At 57.6% G+C, this 19,782-nt stretch carries 19 protein-coding genes; 2 read left to right on the top strand and 17 right to left on the bottom strand.

Annotated features, from left to right (window positions below):
- Positions 1 to 135: 135 nt before the first annotated feature.
- The 16 genes from ftsZ to SPV1_RS13825 all read right to left on the bottom strand — a co-directional run bounded on the left by ftsZ (position 136) and on the right by SPV1_RS13825 (position 18,055).
- Positions 136 to 1,311: a cell division protein FtsZ gene (gene ftsZ / locus SPV1_RS13750; RefSeq protein WP_018294303.1), complete on the bottom strand. Its 1,176-nt coding sequence runs from the start codon at positions 1,309 to 1,311 to the stop codon at positions 136 to 138.
- Positions 1,312 to 1,381: 70 nt separating this feature from the next.
- On the bottom strand, positions 1,382 to 2,614 hold the full coding sequence (gene ftsA, locus SPV1_RS13755) for a cell division protein FtsA (protein WP_009851842.1): 1,233 nt from the start codon (positions 2,612 to 2,614) through the stop codon (positions 1,382 to 1,384).
- Positions 2,614 to 3,369, bottom strand: a complete 756-nt coding sequence (locus tag SPV1_RS13760; RefSeq protein WP_009851843.1) for a cell division protein FtsQ/DivIB — start codon at positions 3,367 to 3,369, stop codon at positions 2,614 to 2,616. Before SPV1_RS13760 ends, ftsA begins: the two co-directional genes overlap by 1 nt.
- 289 nt (positions 3,370 to 3,658) lie before the next feature.
- Positions 3,659 to 4,582: a D-alanine--D-alanine ligase gene (locus SPV1_RS13765; protein ID WP_009851844.1), complete on the bottom strand. Its 924-nt coding sequence runs from the start codon at positions 4,580 to 4,582 to the stop codon at positions 3,659 to 3,661.
- Complete coding sequence (gene murB / locus SPV1_RS13770; RefSeq protein WP_009851845.1) at positions 4,573 to 5,484, bottom strand: UDP-N-acetylmuramate dehydrogenase; 912 nt, start codon at positions 5,482 to 5,484, stop codon at positions 4,573 to 4,575. Before murB ends, SPV1_RS13765 begins: the two co-directional genes overlap by 10 nt.
- Positions 5,481 to 6,851 carry a UDP-N-acetylmuramate--L-alanine ligase gene (gene murC / locus SPV1_RS13775; RefSeq protein WP_018294301.1) on the bottom strand — a complete coding sequence of 457 codons (1,371 nt, stop codon included), beginning with the start codon at positions 6,849 to 6,851 and terminating at the stop codon, positions 5,481 to 5,483. Before murC ends, murB begins: the two co-directional genes overlap by 4 nt.
- A complete protein-coding gene (gene murG / locus SPV1_RS13780; protein WP_009851847.1) occupies positions 6,848 to 7,978 on the bottom strand; it encodes an undecaprenyldiphospho-muramoylpentapeptide beta-N-acetylglucosaminyltransferase in 1,131 nt (376 codons plus the stop codon). Before murG ends, murC begins: the two co-directional genes overlap by 4 nt.
- Positions 7,975 to 9,225 carry a putative lipid II flippase FtsW gene (gene ftsW / locus SPV1_RS13785; RefSeq protein WP_009851848.1) on the bottom strand — a complete coding sequence of 417 codons (1,251 nt, stop codon included), beginning with the start codon at positions 9,223 to 9,225 and terminating at the stop codon, positions 7,975 to 7,977. Before ftsW ends, murG begins: the two co-directional genes overlap by 4 nt.
- The gene (gene murD, locus SPV1_RS13790) at positions 9,222 to 10,589 is read right to left on the bottom strand and encodes a UDP-N-acetylmuramoyl-L-alanine--D-glutamate ligase (protein WP_009851849.1); all 1,368 of its coding nucleotides are present in this window, start codon (positions 10,587 to 10,589) and stop codon (positions 9,222 to 9,224) included. Before murD ends, ftsW begins: the two co-directional genes overlap by 4 nt.
- Positions 10,586 to 11,656 (bottom strand): phospho-N-acetylmuramoyl-pentapeptide-transferase, encoded by a 1,071-nt coding sequence (gene mraY, locus SPV1_RS13795; protein WP_009851850.1) that lies wholly within the window; start codon positions 11,654 to 11,656, stop codon positions 10,586 to 10,588. Before mraY ends, murD begins: the two co-directional genes overlap by 4 nt.
- Entirely contained in the window at positions 11,646 to 13,004 is a 1,359-nt protein-coding gene (locus SPV1_RS13800; protein ID WP_009851851.1) for a UDP-N-acetylmuramoyl-tripeptide--D-alanyl-D-alanine ligase, read from the bottom strand. The genes mraY and SPV1_RS13800 overlap by 11 nt, the downstream gene beginning before the upstream one ends.
- The gene (locus tag SPV1_RS13805; protein WP_018294299.1) at positions 12,995 to 14,515 is read right to left on the bottom strand and encodes a Mur ligase family protein; all 1,521 of its coding nucleotides are present in this window, start codon (positions 14,513 to 14,515) and stop codon (positions 12,995 to 12,997) included. The genes SPV1_RS13800 and SPV1_RS13805 overlap by 10 nt, the downstream gene beginning before the upstream one ends.
- Positions 14,508 to 16,376 carry a penicillin-binding transpeptidase domain-containing protein gene (locus SPV1_RS13810; RefSeq protein ID WP_009851853.1) on the bottom strand — a complete coding sequence of 623 codons (1,869 nt, stop codon included), beginning with the start codon at positions 16,374 to 16,376 and terminating at the stop codon, positions 14,508 to 14,510. The genes SPV1_RS13805 and SPV1_RS13810 overlap by 8 nt, the downstream gene beginning before the upstream one ends.
- Positions 16,373 to 16,633, bottom strand: coding sequence for a cell division protein FtsL (ftsL, locus tag SPV1_RS13815; RefSeq protein ID WP_009851854.1), 261 nt, complete (start codon positions 16,631 to 16,633; stop codon positions 16,373 to 16,375). The genes SPV1_RS13810 and ftsL overlap by 4 nt, the downstream gene beginning before the upstream one ends.
- Entirely contained in the window at positions 16,630 to 17,625 is a 996-nt protein-coding gene (rsmH, locus tag SPV1_RS13820) for a 16S rRNA (cytosine(1402)-N(4))-methyltransferase RsmH (protein ID WP_009851855.1), read from the bottom strand. Before rsmH ends, ftsL begins: the two co-directional genes overlap by 4 nt.
- Before the next feature lies 1 nt (position 17,626).
- Positions 17,627 to 18,055, bottom strand: coding sequence for a division/cell wall cluster transcriptional repressor MraZ (locus tag SPV1_RS13825; protein WP_009851856.1), 429 nt, complete (start codon positions 18,053 to 18,055; stop codon positions 17,627 to 17,629).
- Between the two features lie 329 nt (positions 18,056 to 18,384).
- Here SPV1_RS13825 and SPV1_RS13830 point away from each other — a divergent pair, with 329 nt between their 5' ends.
- A complete protein-coding gene (locus SPV1_RS13830) occupies positions 18,385 to 18,825 on the top strand; it encodes a YcgN family cysteine cluster protein (protein ID WP_009851857.1) in 441 nt (146 codons plus the stop codon).
- Positions 18,809 to 19,246 (top strand): YchJ family protein, encoded by a 438-nt coding sequence (locus SPV1_RS13835; RefSeq protein ID WP_009851858.1) that lies wholly within the window; start codon positions 18,809 to 18,811, stop codon positions 19,244 to 19,246. The genes SPV1_RS13830 and SPV1_RS13835 overlap by 17 nt, the downstream gene beginning before the upstream one ends.
- 50 nt (positions 19,247 to 19,296) lie before the next feature.
- Here the strand turns inward: SPV1_RS13835 and SPV1_RS13840 are convergent.
- A partial coding sequence (locus tag SPV1_RS13840) for a hypothetical protein (protein ID WP_009851859.1) occupies positions 19,297 to 19,782 on the bottom strand: 486 nt, incomplete at its 5' end.

Consider the following 19,782-nt stretch of genomic DNA (forward strand, 5'->3'; position numbering starts at 1 on the left):
ACTAACGCGCAAGGATGCCACAATAAAGCCATATTACAAACTAATTGGCACCTGGCGGTTCGCCATAGCCGGCAGACAGGCGTTCCTTCGCCCGTATCTCCAGCCTGTAACAGCGTCCCGTCAGGCCATCAATCATTAATCAGCCTGGCGGCGCAGAAAGGTCGGCACAGCATATTCATCATCATTGAAACCTGGCTGATCAAACGGCATCGGCGGCGCTTTCTGCGGCGATGGCTGCTGATTGGCACTCTTCTGCATCGGAATCGCTCCGGTCTGAATATTAGGCATACGCGGTGCTTGTGCTGCTTCCAGATCATGCGTGGATGCGGCCAGGCGCATCGTCGAATCACCGGAAAGACCGGTAGCTACAACCGTTACGCGGATCTCTTCGGCCGCATCCTGGTCGTACACCATACCGCAAATGATGTTGGCATCCTCATCCGCCATATTGTGAATAATGGATACCGCTTCATCGTATTCAGCCAGTGTCATATCCTCATTACCGGTGACATTGACCAGAATACCCTGAGCGCCGTGTATATCGATATCTTCCAGCAGCGGAGATGAAATAGCCCGCTCTGCCGCTTCAATGGCACGGCTCTCACCCGAAGCGGACCCTGAACCCATCATGGCCACACCGCGTGTTTCACTCATCACCGCTTTCACATCGGCAAAGTCGACATTCATGTAGCCGGTGTGGGTAATCAGCTCGGCAATACCACGCACTGCCTGCAACAGTACATCATCTGCCTTGCGGAAAGCTTCCAGCATGCTGGTATTTTTGCCGACTGCACCAATCAGTTTCTGGTTTGGAATGGTGATCAGCGTATCAACGGATTTGCGCAGTTCGGCAATTCCGGCTTCAGCCTGACGCATGCGACGTTTGCCTTCAAAACTGAACGGCTTGGTCACCACAGCCACCGTCAATACGCCCATATCCTTGGCTGTTTCTGCAATCACCGGTGCCGCACCCGTACCGGTACCGCCGCCCATGCCTGCAGTAATAAACACCATATCCGTATCGTGCAGAAATTCACGAATACGTTCGCGTTCGGCTTCCGCCGCTTCACGACCAATACCCGGGTTCGCACCTGCACCCAAACCGCGGGTAATATCCGCGCCCAGTTGCAGCTTGGTTTCCGCATGATTGCGCTCAATCGCCTGTGCGTCGGTATTGGCGACGATAAACTCTACCCCGCGCAGTTTCTGAGTAATCATATTGTTCAGCGCATTGCCACCGCCGCCGCCAACGCCGATCACCTTGATTCTGGCTGAAAGTCCTGCTGTATCCTCAAATGTAAATAGTGCCATGGTACCCTCCTCCTGCTCTTTTTTTATTTTGTTTTCAGTTATTACGTGTGTAGTTATTTTCTGATTCATCTTACGTGGTATCTCCAAACCAGCCCCGCATGCGCATCCATACGCGTGCAAACAGATTATGATCGGTTGACTTCATCTTCATCGGGTTCTGACGGTAACGCTGGCCATACAGAATCAGCCCTACCCCGGTGGCATACATAGGGCTGGATACAACATCCACCAACCCGCCCACACCTTGCGGTCGACCAAGCCGCACAGGCATGTCAAATATCTCTTCCGCCAGATCCACCATGCCGTCAAGCAAGGATGAGCCACCGGTCAACACCATCCCCGCAGCAACCAGCTCCTGATAACCGGAGCGTTGCAACTCGTCGCGTATCATCTCAAACAGCTCTTCCACGCGCGGTTCGAGAATCTGGGCCATCACCTGACGCGGCATCGGGCGCGGCGCACGGCCACCCACGCTGGGGATTTCAATCTGGTCTTCGGGCGGCACCAGCGAGGTCAAACAAGCACCATATTTGCGCTTTAACTGATCCGCTTCGCGGGCGGAGGTGCGCAGGCCGATTACCAGATCATTGGTCAGGTGATCGCCACCGATCGGAATCACATGCGTATGGCGAATTGAACCATTGAGAAACACTGCGATATCGGTCGTTCCACCGCCGATATCGACCAGCACAACACCAATATCCCGTTCATCCTGCATCAGAACAGCTTCGCTTGATGCCACCTGCTCCAGCACCATATCGGACACATCCAGGTCACAGCGGTTGCAGCACTTGACGATATTCTGCGCCGAGGAGACGGCGCCGGTGATCACATGCACCTTGGCCTCCAGACGCACGCCGGACATGCCGATCGGTTCGCGGATGCCATCCTGATTATCGATAATGTATTCCTGCGGCAGAATGTGCAGCACCTTCTGGTCGGCCGGGATGTTCATCGCCCGCGCAGCATCGATCACGCGGTCGACATCCTCCTGCGTCACCTCATTGTTCTGCGTGGCAACCACACCATGACTGTTATAGCCCCGGATATGAGAGCCGGCGATGCCGGTAAAGACAGACTGGATATCCACACCAGCCATTAGCTCGGCTTCTTCCACAGCCAGTCGTATCGACTCCACTGTCGATTCGATATTCACCACTACGCCCTTGCGTAAGCCTCTGGACGGATGCGTACCGATGCCGATGATATCTACTTTTCCGTCCGGCCCGGCCTCGGCTACAATACAGGCAATCTTGCTTGTACCAATATCGAGCCCGACCAGTACCTGGTCATGTTTCGCCATCAGATTATGCCTCCGTGTCCGGCTGGTCGGATAAACCAGCGGGACGGTATTCGTGTATCCACAGTCCATTGCCCCTGACGCCAGCGCGGCTGTTTCAACAGCAGCGCTACCGATTTGATCGTGCCCGATGCATCCTGTTGCGACAGGATCCATGCCGAGCCCCGCGAGAAGTAGAGTTTCCAGTCACTGCTACCGGCATGAATTTCGCTCAGGTCACTAAGCTTGTGCACCTGCTGCCCGGCCAACGCCTGCAACAGACGGTGCATCGCCGGCAACTGCTCTTCACGCACACGCAACAGTGGCAGGTCAGGCGACTCATCCTTGCCGAGCAGGCGGTACACGTGACCCCGGCTGTCGAACAGATGCAACCTGTTCTGCTCGTCCTGCCACAACGCGGCCGGCTTGCGCGCAACCGCCGTGATCTGCATGGCATGCGGCAGGTGACGCACAATTTGCACATCTTCCATATCCGGAATCTCTACCAGCCACTGCTCGCGCAGAGCAGCCGGTCGGGTATGCAGAAAGTCACGGTTATTCATCGCCTGCAAACGGCTTTCGATGGCCTGTTTGATCGGTTCAGGCGCCGTTACCGTCCATTCGCTCACAGTCAGTGTCCGGTTCAGCCACCACCCGCCTCCGACAACCCCGGCAAACAACAGCACAGTGACCAGAATGCGAGCGATGCGGGCCAGCATCCGACGCTGCTCAGCCCGCTTCACGGCTGGATCGGTACGGTGTTGATTACCGCGAGTCATGTCGCACCCCCATGTGCTTTGGAGCATCCATGCTCCTCACCTTGCAGGCGGCTTTCAGCCGTCCAAAAAATGCTCCTGTCTTTTTGTGCTCCACCCTTCGGGCGTACGTTCGTACGTGTAATGATGCTCTCCTGCATCATTGTCATGCCGCAATCTCCATGTGATTCGGAGCATCCATGCCCCTCACCCTGCAGGCGGCTTTCAGCCGTCCAAAAAGTGCTCCTGCCTTTTTGTGCTCCACCCCTCGGGCGTACGGGCGCAGGTGTAATTTTGCTATCCTGCAAAATTATCACTTACTCACCCCCTGTCCGTACTCAAGCGAGGCTGTCTCCAGGATGCGCAGGCAAAGTGTCTGAAAATCTATCCCTGCCACAGCGGCAGCCTTGGGCAGCAGGCTTGTTGCCGTCATTCCCGGCAAGGTATTGATCTCGAGAATCACAGCCTCACCACCGCTACCGACAATCATATCCACCCTCGGTGCGCCGGTGCATCCGCACGCGGCAACCGCCTTCTCGGCACAATCCATGCAATAGCGTACGGTTTCCATCGGCAGCCGGGCAGGACAAAAATATTCGGTCGCTCCGACAGTATATTTGGAAGCGTAGTCATAAACGCCGGATTTCGGCGCCACCTCAACCGGCATTAACGCAACACCTGCCAGTACGGATACAGCAATCTCCACCCCGTTCACCGGCATTTCAGCCATCCACGCAGCCGGTGACTGAATATTCAGCGCCTGCCACTCCTGCTGCGAGCTAATCCTGTGCAGGCCGACACTCGAGCCTTCCGCCACCGGTTTAACAAATACCGGATAGCGCTCGGGGCCGGTCACCTCGATGCGAATATCCATCGGCGTACTCAGGCCGGCCTGACCCAACACCTGTTTGCACAACCGCTTGTTCATGCACAGTGCCGACGCCATCACATGGGAGCCGGTATAGGGAATGCCCATAATTTCCAGCAGACCCTGTACGCAACCATCTTCACCCAGCGTCCCGTGCAGGGCGATAAAGGCTGTATCAATGGCAGCCTTGGCGATCTGATCGGCCCAGTTTTGTTGCAGATCAATACCGACGGCATCCACGCCTGCTGCGCGCAGCGCATCCAGCACAGCCGCGCCGGAGCGCAGGGAGACCTCGCGCTCGGCGGAGGTACCTCCCATCAGTACCCCTGTACGACCGAAGCGTTGCATATTGATGCCGCTCACAACCATTCCCCCAGCATGCGTACTTCCGGCTCCAGCTCGATGTCAAAACGCTCTTTCACCTCGCGCCTGATACGCCCGATCAGGGCAACAATATCAGCACTGCTGGCTTCGCCTTCATTGACAATAAAATTTGCGTGCTGCTCGGAGATACGTGCTCCACCAATGGCCAAACCTTTCAGCCCGGCCGCCTCAATCAGGCGGGCGGCATGATCACCCGGCGGGTTTTTAAATACGGAGCCGCAGTTAGGCAGCGTCAGCGGCTGTGTGGCCGAGCGACGTCTGCGCATGGTGCGCATGCGCTCACGCACATGGTCGGGGTGATCCGGATGCAGAACGAACTCGGCCACAAGCACAATACTCTGCTCGGGCAACTGACTGTGACGATAAGACATACCCAGCTCAACAGCCTTCATCTCTCTCACTTCGCCGCTGCGCATCAACACTTCCACCGTCACCAGCGTATCGGACAACTGCTGTGCAAATGCGCCGGCATTCATCATGACCCCGCCGCCAATGCTGCCGGGCACCGTGGCCAGAAATTCACAGCCGGAGAGACCGTGCTCGGCACACAAGCGGGCAAACCTGCTCATGCGTACGCCTGCTCCTGCGCGCACGTTATATCCATCAAATGTAAGCTCATTCAAATCACTTAAATCCACGACCAGACTGTCCAGACCACCGTCGGGTATCAGCATATTACTGCCCCGCCCCAGTGGCAGTATCGACAGGTCCGGAGGACAGAGGCTGACAGCTGTCAGCAGCGCCTGTCGGTCGGTCGGCCGGAAGAACCAGCGCGCTGGCCCGCCTACAGCCAGTGTCGTATGACGGGACATCGGCTCCTGCTCGCGCAGTGCACCCAGCTCGCCCAGCGCGATCTGCCATGGAGTTTTCTGTCTCAGCGCGCTCATGCCATCTCCTCGCGCAACCGGGCTGCCAGAGCGCCGATGGAGCCGGCCCCCATCAGCAGGACGATATGACCCGCCGCCAGTTGTTCGCGCACGGCTGCCGCTGCTTCGTCCAGATTCTCGAGCAGTGATACATGCCGGTGGCCGCGTGCCAGCATTCCCTGGCAGAGCGCCTGGCTGTTAACACCCTCTATGGCCGCTTCGCTGGCCGCGTAAATCGGCAGCAGCGATACTTCATTGGCGGTATCGAAGGCTCCCATAAAATCGTCCATCAGATCGCGCGTACGAGTAAAGCGATGCGGTTGAAATATCACGCTGATATGGCGCTCCGGCCAGCAGTCGCGCGCGGCCACCAGCGTTGCCAGAACCTCGCGTGGATGATGGGCATAATCATCAACCATCACCCCCGTACCACAGCTTGTGCGCTGGAAGCGCCGCTGAATCCCCTCAAATGAGGCCAGCGCGCTGCGGATAGTTTCAATATCAATGCCCAGATCCATCAGCACAGCCATCGCGGCCAATGCATTTTCGGCATTATGGCGACCCGGCATGGGCAGATGGAACTCACCCAGATTGCCATGCTCACGACTTGCTGCGGTAAAGCACTGCCCCTCGCTGCCCGCACGGCTTTCCAACAGATGCAGGTCTGCCTGCAAGGAGCTGCCGTAAGTTGTCACAGGCTTATGCAGGCCCAGTCGCAGTGCTGCCACATGCGGGTGTTCGTGATGCAAGACGACTCGTCCATAAAAGGGCACCAGATTGACAAAGGTCCTGAATGCCTCCTGCAGGGTCGCGAAATCACCATAATGATCCAGATGTTCAGGATCGATATTGCTGACCACAGCAATGGTAGGCGACAGGCGCAGGAATGATCCGTCGCTCTCATCCGCTTCGGCCACCAGCCAGGGACTGGCGCCAAGTCGGGCGTTGCTGCCGGTTGCGGTCAGACGCCCGCCGATAATATAGGTCGGATCCATGCCGGCAGCTTCCATGCCATGCGCAATCAGCGAGGTCATCGTCGTTTTACCGTGCGAACCGGCCACTGCCACGCCCTGTTTCATGCGCATCAGCTCAGCCAGCATCTCGGCACGCGGAATCACCGGAATACCACGCTTTTCAGCAGCAGCAATTTCCGGATTGGCCGGATTGATTGCGGAAGACAATACAACAACCTGCGCATCCCTGACATTAGCGGCGGCATGGCCAATGGTAACCGTGATACCGAGAGAGCGCAGACGAACCACGTTCGGCCCCTCCGCAGCATCGCTGCCGGTCACAATAAAGCCCTGATTATGCAACAACTCAGCTATCCCGCTCATGCCGATGCCACCGATGCCGACCAGGTGAATATGATTCACACGCGCCTTCATGAGCATACCTCCCGGCCTTGAAGACTCCGGGCTGCTGGCAAAAACGCCGCCAGCACATCCAGCTGCCTGTCACGCGCATTAAGCGGTGCGGCAGCTTCGGTCGCGCGGCTCATCGTCGTCAACAGGTCCGCGTCAAACAGGCAGGAATCTATCTGTGCTGCCAGAGAATCCGCTGTCATCTGTTGCTGATCTATCAGTAGCGCCCCACCGCAGTCGGCCAGTGCGCGGGCATTATGGCGCTGATGATCATCTGCGGCATGCGGCAGCGGCACAAAAATACATGGCATGCCACATACGGCAGCCTCACTGACGGTCATGGCTCCGGAGCGCGCAATCATCAGATCGCCTGCCGCATAAAATGAAGGCATATCATCACAAAACGGCAACACATCGGCATTGATTCCAGCCTGAGCGTAGGTATCAACAGCAGCTTCCCGCGCCGCCTTATCACTGCCGGCAACATGCGTCACCGTGAACACGCGCCCCTCTCTGGCCAGCATGGCACAAGCTTCCGGCACGCTCTGATTCAGGATGCGTGCGCCCTGGGAGCCACCCAGAACCAGCAGGCGTGGCGGCTGGTGTGGCTGCCACTGCGTGCGCACAATCGCTTCACGCACGATATTACCGGTCACCTCACTCTTCACGCCGCCGCCAAGATGTTCCGATGCCGCTGCAAAACCGAGCATCATGCGCTGGCAAAAGCGACCAAGGGTCCGATTAACCAAACCAGGCATGGCATTCTGTTCATACAAGATCACCGGCACCCGCGCCAGCAGTGCTGCCGCCACCGCCGACACACTGGCATAGCCGCCGACGCCGACCAGCAGGTCAGGCCGCTCCTCGCGTTGCCAGTGGCGACGAATCGTCCATACCGACTTCGGCAACTCCCATATCAACACACGCAGCTTCTGCCACAGGCCGGCTCCCTTGATGCCGTGCATGGCCAGCAGCAATACCGACTCGCCGCGCTCGGGCAACAATTTTGCTTCCAGGCCGCGCTCCGCGCCGATAAAGCGCACATTAAGATCCGACCAACGCTCACGCGCAGCATCGGCCAGTGCCAGTGCCGGCATCACATGCCCGCCGGTGCCGCCGCCGGCAATACAGAGAACAGGTGTACGGCTCAAAACAGATGCTCCAGGCCGTCATGCGCAGGCTGCGCTGAGCGCATGGCCGGCACAGTGTTCGCCTCATGTTTTTTCTTCCCTGCGCGACCTGTCTGCCTGCGGCCCGACTGCTTCTTCAACCGCACATTGCCGGCACCATGACGCTGTATCGACAGAACCAGTCCGATCAACATGCTTTCACCAATCAGGGCGCTACCGCCATAAGAGACAAATGGCAGCGGCATGCCTTTGGTAGGTAGCATACCCATGGCCGCGCCCAGGTTGATAAACAGGGCGACGCCAATGCACATCATGCAACCGAGAATAATCAGGCGGGAAAACATATCTTCCTGCACAATAGCCATCCAGATACCGCGCCCGAGCAATACAGCAAACACGCTCAGCATCAACAGCATGCCCATCATGCCCAGCTCCTCACCGATGCTGGCGGAAATAAAGTCGGTAAACACCTCAGGCAGATAGAACAGCTTCTGTACACCCTGTCCCAGACCTGCACCAAACAGGCCGCCACTGCCGAAAGCAATCATTGATTGAATCAGTTGGTAACCACTGCCATAGGGGTCCTGCCACGGCTCCAGAAAGCTGACCATACGTTGCATGCGATAGGGCTCGAATATCACCGCCAGTGTCGCCAGCGGTATAAATGTACCGATCATCATCAGCAAATGCTTGATCGGCACACCGCCGACAAACCACATGCTGAAACAGGCAGCAGACAACAGCACTGCGCTGCCAAAATCCGGCTGCAACAGCAACAACCCCAGCGCTGTACCGAGCACTACCAGCATCGGCGCCAGCCCGGAAGAAAAGTGTTGTAAACGCTCAGGAAATGAACCCATATAGTAGGCCATATAAATAATTACGGCCGGCTTTAGCAGCTCCACCGGCTGCAGCGTCAGCCCGAACAGGGAGAACCAGCGCTGTGCGCCGTTAATCTCGCGTCCTACCCCCGGAATCAGCACAGCCACCATTAAAGCCATACCCAGACCGAGCACAGGCAGTGCAATCACACGCCACCAGTTCACATCAATACGCGAAAGCGTCCACATAATGCCCAGGCCGACAGGAATATAGAACAGCCAGTGGCCGATAATTCGTAGCGGATCGTGATAGCGCACTTCGGCCACGCTGACGCTGGTGCTGTAAACCATCAGCACACTGAACGACAGCAACACCAGCACACAAGCCAGTAGCACGGCGTCCGGCGGCAGCAGCCGGCCTGTCGCTTTTTTCATTGCCCGGCTCATGCGTCCGACTCCAGTGCGGTTACGGCATCGGCAAAACAACGGCCCCGCTCGGCGTAATCACGAAACTGATCCTGACTGGCTGCTGCAGGGGATAACAGCACGGGCAGTCCTGCAGGAGCGGCAGCAGCAGCAGCCACAGCCTGTTCAATACTGCCTACCGTCTGAGCCTTCACCCCTGCCAGTCTGGCCAGCTCAATAAAGGCCGTGGTATCACTACCGGTCACCAGCATCAGCGCCACGTGAGCCGCCACTGCATCCTTAAGCTCGCTGACATCCAGCCCCTTGCGCAAGCCGCCGCATACCCAGATCACCTGCTCGAATGACTCCAGTGCTGCTCTGGCTGCATCCGGATTGGTTGCTTTCGAATCATTAAACCACTGCCGTCCCTGTACTTCGCCCAACGACTGCAAGCGGTGTTGCAAACCACGAAATGAGGTCAGTGACTGTCTGATCACGGCCGGAGAGAGGCCGAAGTCTGCTGCAGCCTGTCCGGCCACAGCCAGATTCAGGTGCTGGTGGCGCCCTCTGGTCTGCAGCTGGCTCGCATCAATCGTGTAAACGGTATCGAAATGGTGCCAGAACAGCTCCCATGCCCCCTGCTCAGTCATCTGTACACCGCAGTCGAGACTCTCCGCCGAACCCACGCCGAAGCGTCGTACATAGGCGCCCCGCCCGCGCAACTCGGCGGCCAGATCATCCCACTCGGCATCGCCCGGCAACGTGGCCTTGTCTCCCTCACCCTGTCGGGCGAACAGTCGCAACTTGGCTGCCCGATAAGCCTGCATATCGACGTGCATATCAGCGTGATCGGGCTGCACATTCAGCAGTACCGCCCAGCGCGGGTGAATCGGCTCGGCGCGTTCGAGCTGAAAGCTGGATAACTCGAGCACGACACGCTCAGGCACATCACCATCGGCGATCAACTCCAGCATTGGCTTGCCGATATTGCCGCCGGCCTCAATACCACCGGGCAGAGTATCCAGCATTGTACTGATCAGGGAGACTGTTGTGGTTTTACCATTGGTACCGGTAACGGCAATGATGTCACCATGAAAGTGTTCACCGAACAGCTGCAGATCCCCATATACCGGAATGCCTGCCTCGCGGACCTGAACCAGCGCCGGGTGGCGCCAGCTGATGCCGGGACTGACAATGACGCGGTCAAATTGCTGCAGCCGCGCACCATCCAGTGCTCCGATATGCAGAGGAACATGTACACCATCCGGCAAGGTAACCGGCGATTCATCAAATGCATCGCAGGCCATTCCGTTTGCCAGCAGAAAGCGGATGACCGAAACCCCTGTACGCCCCGTCCCGACCACAGCCGTGCGTATGGCTTCATTGCCGATATTCATCGCACTCATCGGATCTTCAGGGTGGAGAGCGCCACCAGCGCAAGCAGAATCGATATAATCCAGAAACGGACAATGACCTTTGGCTCAGGCCATCCCTTGAGTTCATAATGGTGATGAATTGGCGCCATGCGGAACACGCGTTTGCCCGTCAGCTTGAAACTGGCCACCTGCACCATGACCGATACGGCCTCCAGCACAAACAGGCCGCCGGCAATCGCCAACAGCAGCTGCTGATGCACCGCGCACGCCACAAAACCCAGGGCACCGCCCAGTGACAGCGCACCGACATCGCCCATAAATACCTGCGCAGGATAGGTGTTGAACCAGAGAAAACCGAGACAGCCGCCGACCAGTGCACCGCAGAAAATAGCCAGCTCGCCGGCTCCGGGCACAAATGGAATCATCAGGTAAGCCGAGAATTTGGCATGCCCGGCCAGATAAACCACAACCGCCAGCGATGATCCCACCATAAAGGTTGGCGCCACAGCCAAACCGTCCAGACCATCGGTCAGATTCACCGCGTTGGATGTACCTACCAGCACAAACAGCACAAACACCACATAGAACCAGCCCATGTTCCACTGCATGTTAAAGAACGGGATATCAACCAGCGGTTCGGTCATCAGCATCAAACCCGCTGCGGCTATGCCACCAAAGAGGACCTGCAATAACAGTTTATAGCGCCCGGCAAGACCTTTCGGGTTGCCGCGCATAATCTTCAGGTAATCGTCCAGCCATCCCACCAGCCCGTAACCCAGTGTCACCAGCAGTGCCAACCATATAAACCCGCTGGTCAGATCAGCCCACAACAGCGTAGCTACCGTCAGCGACAGCAGAATCAGCAGCCCGCCCATCGTCGGTGTGCCCTGCTTGATCAGATGCGTTTGAGGTCCGTCATCCCTGATCGGCTGACCCTTACCCTGTGCCGTCTTCAGCCAGCGGATAAACCATGGACCGAGCAACCAGCAGATGACCAGCGAGGTAATCAGCGCATACACCGTGCGGAAGGTGATGTACTGGAACAGATTGAAAAAGGAGTATTCCTCGTGCAGCGGATAGAGCAGATTATACAGCATGCTGCACCTCCGCGGCCTGACTGGCACAAAGCACGTTCACCACTGTCTCCAGTGCCATGCTGCGCGACCCCTTGACCAGCACCGTAGCGTCCGGACCAAATGACTCGCGACTCAGCGATGCTGCCGCAGCACGGTGATCCGGATACCAGCGCGCAGTACCCGAACCGGCGGCCAATGCATGCATCTTCGGCCCCACCAGATAGAGCTTGTCGATACCGCTGACATCCAGTCCGGTGTGTGCACCCAGGCTCGCCTCACCCAACTCTGCCATATCGCCAAGCACCGCTATCCGACATCCGGGCATTGCGACAAGCGTATCAATAGCCGCCTGCATCGATACCGGATTGGCGTTGTAGCTGTCGTCCAGCACCTTGCAGCCGCCGGAGCCCGTGCGAACCTGCATGCGCCCCGCAGGTGCCTGCCAGGAGGCCAGCGCCTGCGCCACATCGTTCAGCCGCGCCTCTGGCATCAGCCGCATGATGATGCAGGCCGCCAAATGCATATTGGTCGCCCAGTGACGAGCCGGCAGGGAGAGCTCAATCTGCGACTGTTCATCGCCACGCTGAAAATGCAGACACTGTCCATCCAGTCGCCAGCTCAGTTCTGACTGTTCGACATCCAGCAGATCCGCTGGCTGCGAAATATGATGCCGCCCCAGCTGGTCGGCCACGCCTTCACCCAGCGCACACCATGCGCCCGTATTCAGATGACTAAACAGGGCCGCCTTCTCCTCAACCACGCCTGCCAGTCCACCAAGCCCTTCACCATGCGCATTCGTAATGCCGGTCAGCACCGCTACATCCGGCTGCACAATAGCCGAAAGCCGCTCCATCTCGCCAACCTCGGAGATACCGCACTCAATCAATGCCAGCGTCGCATCTGCCGGCACGGCCAGCAATGTTTTCGGCACGCCGATCAGATTATTCAAATTGGCTGTAGTTGCAGAAACATGCAAGCCCAGTGCAGAAAAGCCATGTTGCAGCAGTGAGCGCAGACTGGTTTTACCAAAGGAGCCGGAAATTGCCACTACCGTCGTCTGCTTCAACTGCATACGCCATGCATGGGCAATATCGCCCAGTGCGCGCAGTGTATCCTCTACCTGCAATTGCGGCACCGGCAATGACTCCCAATAACGCATCCCCCGGGCATCACCAATCAGAGCGCAAGCCGCGTCCGCTATCGGCGCGGCAAACCGGTGGCCGTCAAAATGCGGGCCTCGCAATGCCAGAAAGCACTGACCGGACTTGAAGCCGCGCGTATCGGTAGCAATCTCGCTTACCCACTCAGGCATGCCGTGCAGCCACTCGCCGCCGGTAGCGCACTGGATATCCGCTCCGCTCAGGCGCACATCTCCTCCCCTGCAAGGCTGTGCTTCTGATGCAGATATTTTTCCGCCACCTGCTCATCACTCCACGGCAGACGCTGACCACAAACATCCATATAGGCTTCGTGTCCCTTGCCTGCAATGATCAACAGATCCCCTTCAGCCAGAGTGGCAATCGCTTCGCCTATAGCCTTGTCACGGTCCAGCTGCAGGCGCACCTCGGCCGCATAGGGCTGACTCATGCCCTGTTCGATCTCTGAAGCGATCACTGCCGGCATCTCGCCGCGCGGATTATCCGAGGTAATCCATACCAGATCAGCCTGCTCCACCGCAATCGCCCCCATCTGAGGCCGCTTTTCACGATCCCGCTCACCACCACATCCGAAGACAACCATCAAACGGGCGCGCGTCAGCTTGCGGGCAGCCTGCAGACAACGATCCAACGCCTCAGGCGTATGTGCATAATCGATATAAACCTGTCCGTAACCTGCTGTCACTTCCTGCATGCGGCCCGGAGGGGCACTGATACGGCCCAGCAGCTTCGGCAGGTCTGCCAGCGGTATCGCCATCGAAACCATCAGTGTCAGGGCCACACATGCCACGTTCTCGGCATGAAAATCGCCCAGCGGAATGTCCTCGATTACCACTTCGCCCTCAGCACTTTTCAGTCGCAGCAACCCGGGCAACTCCTGCTCCCACGCCAGATCCACATCATCACGATACAACCCATGCCCGTACCAACATGCGTGTTCCGGTGCATGCTCACGGATATCCGCATGATCGGCGTTGGCCACCACATTGCCGCCATGTGCAGCAGTTGCCTGCACAAAACCAGCCTTGGTCTTCAGATAGGTTTCATAGCCGCCGTGATCCTGCAGGTGGTCGTGCCCCATATTGGTCCAGATGGCCGTATGAAAGTCGATACCTGCGATACGCTCCTGAGCAATACCATGCGAGGATATTTCACAGGCAACGCTATGCACCCCGCCCAGGTTGGCGGAAGAGAGCATGGCATGCATGGTGAGCATGGACGGGGTGGTGTTGCCAATATCAAGAATATCATCGGGAGCGCGCAACCAACCCAGCGTACCGCAGCTCCACACCGGCTTCGGCTGATACCGGGTAAGCGCTTCACGCAGCATCCAGGCCACACTCGTTTTTCCATCCGTACCCGTGATACCATAAAAATGGGTGCGAGCCTCCTCGGTCCGGAACAGCCGACGCAGTAAAAGGCCAGCCTGCTGCATCGATGCCAGATGCAATACCGGCAAATCCGATGTCACACTGACACCCACAGCAATAATCGCTGTCGCACCCTGCTTACCCGCGGCTTCCACATAATCTGCCACATGCGCGCGACTACGCGGCAAACAGATCATTGCGTAACCCGGTTTAACGTAACGTGAGTCATCACAAATGCCCATGATCAGTACATCGTCACTGCTCTCGGCATGCAGCTGACCCAGCCCTTCCGCCAGCAACCGTAGTGAAAACCCGGACTCCAATTCTGCCGCTCTTGTCTGCGCGTTAGTCATTGAGCCACACCTCCAGTGCGTCACCCTGCTGCAATGCCAGTGGTGCAGCCGGCTTATAGCGTTGCACCCAGCCTGAACCATGCACATGCAGACGAAGGCCGCGCTGCGCCGCAAAACGCCTGACCTCTCGCATGGACATGCCGCTGAGCGAGGTTCCGTCAAAAACCGGTTCTTCGGCAGCTATGGCCATCTTCCGCCACGCCGTCTGATCCTCAATGCGCGCGGATACGCCTAGATAAGGCAACGCACTTTCGGCAATATGACGAAAGATCGGAGCCGCCACCTGGCCGCCATAAATGCTCTTCTGTGGCTCATCCACCATGACAACAATCACCACTTGCGGATCGTTAATCGGCGCAATGCCCGCAAACACCGCCATATACTTGTGCTTGCTGTAGCTACCATGCGGCCCGGGCTTCTGTGCCGTGCCGGTTTTACCGCCAATCCGATAACCTGCGGGAACGGCGTACTTGCCCGTACCATCGGAACTGGTCGCAAATTCGAGCATCGTCAAGACCTCGGCTGCAATCGAAGCCGGCATCACACGTTTTTGCTTTTTGGCCTGATCGGCAACCAGGCGAGGGGCCGTATAAACACCCTTGTTGGCAATAACGGAAAATGCCGCTGCAAGTTGCAACGGCGTAACAGCGATCCCCTGTCCGAATGCGATATTGGCTGTCTCAACAGGGCCCCAGCGTTCGGGGCTGAGCACAATGCCCGGAGACTCCCCACTCAAGCCCGAGCCTGTCCTGCTACCGAAGCCAACCCGTGATAACATGTTATACATATCAGCAGCACCAACATCCATCGCCAGTTTGGCCGCACCGATATTACTTGAATGCGCCAGAATCCCGGTCAAATCCAGCCAGCCTTCCTTATGATCATCATGTATCGTGTAATCGGCTACACGCATCGCACCATTTTCACAGAACACGCGTGAATCAGGTTGCCAGCGACCCGACTGCAGGGCCGCAGCAATTGTAAACGGCTTCATCGTTGAGCCCGGCTCAAACACATCGGTGATCGCCCGGTTGCGCCACTCACCCGGATGAAAGTCACGGAAGTTATTGGGGTTATAACCCGGCCAGTTCACCATCGCCAGCACCGCTCCGTCAGATGGTCGCATCACCACAACGGAACCGCCCTTGGCCTGCTGTTCCTTTACACCCTCGGCCAATGCGGCATAGGCGATACTCTGGATTGATGCATCCAGCGTCAGCCTGAATGCCTTACCCGGCGTAGGCTCACGCAGCCACACGCCACCTGGCAGAGAGTGACCGCGCGCATCCCGACGCACCTGACGAATGCCAGCCTCTCCGCTCAACTGCGTATTCCAGCTGCGCTCAATGCCTTCCAACCCCTTGCCATCAATACCGACAAAACCGAGCAAATGCCCGGTAACCGGTCCAAGCGGCTGATAACGGCGCCATTCTGTTTCCCTGCGTACACCGGGAATATTCATCGCCATAACTTTTTCCGCCCGGGCTGGCGATATCTGCCTGGCCAACCAGACAAAACCCTTGCGTCCGTGCAGTTTCTTTTTCAGACGATGTGATGACATGCCAAGCGCACGCGCCAGGCCAGGGATACTGGCAGCAGGCACCTCATCTCCGATGGCGGCGATAGACGGTGTCTCAACGCTCTCGGCCAACACACGACCTTTATGGTCCAGAATTGGGCCGCGCGGTGCCTGAGTGGTGTACTCCCTGTAACGCTGTTTCTCCGCCATATCGCTCAGGCGATCGCTCTGCAACCATTGCAGATCCACCACCCGAACAGCCAGCAACAGCACGCCCAAAGCCAGCAGGCCGGCCACAAATTCGATGCGGCGGCGAATAAACACCTGCTCCTTGCCGCTCATGGGTGCAGCACCTGCATAGGACTTGGCGGCGCCATGCCCAGCTTGTTGCGAGCATATTCACGCAGACGATCCGGACGCGTCAGGCTGGCAACCTCCAGCCGCAACGTGCTCGACTCCAGCTTTAGTGACTCCTTTTCCGCAATCAGACGCTGGGAATCGAGCGACAGCTCATAACGCAGGTGCGACAGCCATACCTGCCCCCCGGCCAGCACGGCGATTACCGGAACCAGCAACATCCATGCACGCGGGGCGATCAATGTACTCCTCCGGCATAGCCGGCCAGCTTGACAGCTTCGGCATCCGTCAAGCGCTGCGCAACGCGTAGCATTGAGGAGCGGCTGCGCGGATTGGCCGCCACCTCTCCCTCATCAGGACGAACCGGCTTCTTCTGTAGCCAGCGCATGGTCGGTTTTTTTCCGCATACACATACAGGCATTTGCGGCGGACAGGTGCAGGCATGCACCCGCGCCTCAATCAGGTCGCGGATACGGCGATCTTCGCCGGAGTGAAAGGAGATAACAGCCAGACGCCCGCCTGGCTGCAGATGATCGACGGCCGCAGATATGCCGTCGTCAATCTGTTGCATCTCGTCATTTACCCAGATACGCAGCGCCTGAAACGTACGCGTTGCCGGGTGTGTCGAACCGTAGCGAGCCTGTTTGGGGACGGCATGAAAACAAGCATTTTCCAGGTCGGATGTCGTTGTTAATGCGCCATCGTGCATGGCTTTGAGGATCGCTCGCGCAATGCGCTGAGCATAACGCTCGTCACCAAAACGGCGCAGAATATCGATTAGCTCGCGCTCGGAGACATGCTCCAGTCTGCGCGAGAGCGGCTGCCCCTGCGTGGTATCCATACGCATATCCAGTGGACCATCCTGCCTGAATGAAAAACCGCGCTGCGCCTGGTCCACCTGAGGTGAAGAAACACCCAGATCAAACCCGATACCGGTCACCTGACACCATCCCCTTGCATCAAGCACTTCGCCCAGACGTGCGAAATCAGCATGTTCGATGGCAAAACGCGCATCCTGCTGTGCCAACTCTTCGCCTGCAGCAACCGCGTCCGGATCCCGATCAAAGGCAAGCAGACGCCCCTTTTCCGAAAGTCTTGCAAGTAACTGACGACTGTGGCCGCCCCGGCCGAAGGTGCAGTCCACATAGCAGCCGTCAGGGTCCGAGAAGATAGCGTCAATGAAGGCATCCCTGAGAACAGGGATATGCTCGGAATATTCCACATCCGTAGCCACATTACATGTCCAACTCGAAATCCTGCAAGGCAAGCAGATCCGCTTCCAGCTGCTTGTCCCAGCTCTCCTTGTCCCAGATTTCGAATGTTTCGCCCGTGCCTGCAAAATGTACGGAACGGGAGAGTGAGGCATGCTCTCTAAGCACACCGGCCAGCAGCACTCGCCCCTGCTTGTCAGGCGTAAACACCTGTGAGGGCGTAATCACAGCACGGATAAAGTTACGCTTGAGATTGGCAGGCATATCCTTGATCGCAGCCTGCAGACGATTCCATTCACGTGTCGGATAGGCGATCAGGCACGGCGTATTGTGAGAGCGGGTAATAACGATCTTTCCATCGGCATGGCAGGTATTCAGCACGTCGCGGAATGCGGCGGGAACACTGACGCGCCCCTTGTCATCCATGTTATTGCTGAATTCGCCTTGAAACATACGTTTCCGACCCTCACCCGCTGCTGTACGTGGAGCAGTTACCCACAAATCCCCACTTAACCCCAATAGTGTCCACTTATCCACATGTGTCAACCCCTGTTAATACAATATTCTATAAGGCGAGGCGTTTAGGCACGCATGTAGCACTTCCACAACCGTTCCTAACCCGGCAGCAATAAATCACAATTTCGCACAATTTTGCATGAAAAAAAGAGCGTGACCGCTGATACCGGAGCCGATTGATATCGGGCCTGTTCGACGCAACTGTTGCGAAACTGGTTCGCTGTGGGGGAATGTGGGTAGGATTGTCGCCGCACACAGGAGAGCCCATGTTCTGGAAAAACAAATCACTGCAGGAAATGACCGATGAGGAGTGGGAGTCGCTGTGCGACGGTTGCGGCCGCTGCTGTGTCTGGAAATTCGAGGATGAAGACAGCGGAGAAATCCTCTATACGGATATACGCTGCCGACAATTCAACGAATCAACCTGCCGCTGCACCGATTATCCGCAGCGCACCACGCTGATCCCGGACTGCATGGATATCCGTACGCTCAAGGATAAACAGTTCGCCTGGCTGCCGGAGACCTGCGCCTATCGCCTGCTGCATGAGGGCAAGCCCCTGTTCGACTGGCACCCGCTAATCAGCGGTGACCGACAGAGTGTGCACGAGGCAGGCATCTCACTGCGCCACAAAACCACCAGCCCGGAAGGCATCACCGAAGAGGATATTATTCGCCACATTATTGATCCGGATGACCCTCGTGGCTGAGCTTTGCCCGTGCGGCAGCGGCTCTCTGTTTGCCGGCTGCTGCGAGCCGATCATTCTCGGCGCTGCCGCGCCATCAGCCGAGGCCCTGATGCGCTCCCGTTACTCCGCCTATACCCTCGGACGCTGGGACTATCTGCGTGAGAGCTGGCATCCGGACACGCGCCCCTCACGCGTCTCCCCAACCGGCTGCCAATGGCTGGGGCTAACCATTGTCCGGGCCACAACCGACAGCGTCGAGTTCATTGCCGGCTTCCGCGAAAACGGCAAGATCATGACCCTGCACGAAACCAGCCGTTTTGCCCGGAGCGGTAATCACTGGCGCTATCTCGATGGTGTTTGCGATGTCCACGAGGCAGGTCGAAATGCGCCCTGTCCATGCGGCAGCGGCAAAAAAGTCAAACGCTGCTGCAGCCAAACTTAAAGCCCCGGTAAAAACCGGGGCTTGTGCTGCATTGTAAGTGAATCCCCTGATTAGTCAGGCATCACTTTCCATACACCACCACGTTTTTCGCACACAGTTCTGAAACTCGTTTCTGTCCGGCCACCCGTGGTGATACGCTGCTCAATCTCACGACACTCCCGCCCCAGGTTACCTATCCAGATATCGGTAACGGTAACCGAACCGAAACTGCGACCATCCCGCCAATAGCTGACGTCTCCGATATCGCCCGAGGTCGCACGAATCAGAGCCTGCTCATGCAAGCGCTGCTGGTGCTCATCCAGGTGATCAACAATGCTCAGCGTCAATGCTGTAAGAGCCAGCCAGCGGAAGGCATCGTTATCGCTGTAGAAAAATCCAAAGCCCGGATAACGATAACCGTAGAGACGATAGACATGGATGCCGCGGAAATAGCGGTTGCGCGGCACCCGATAGTAATGCCGCGACCGGTCATACCGCAGCGGCAGCCCGATATAAAATGAGCGGCGCACTTCAACATGCTGGCGGTGTGCTGCTAT

Origin of the sequence: Mariprofundus ferrooxydans PV-1 (assembly GCF_000153765.1) — a bacterium.
Classification (GTDB): domain Bacteria; phylum Pseudomonadota; class Zetaproteobacteria; order Mariprofundales; family Mariprofundaceae; genus Mariprofundus; species Mariprofundus ferrooxydans.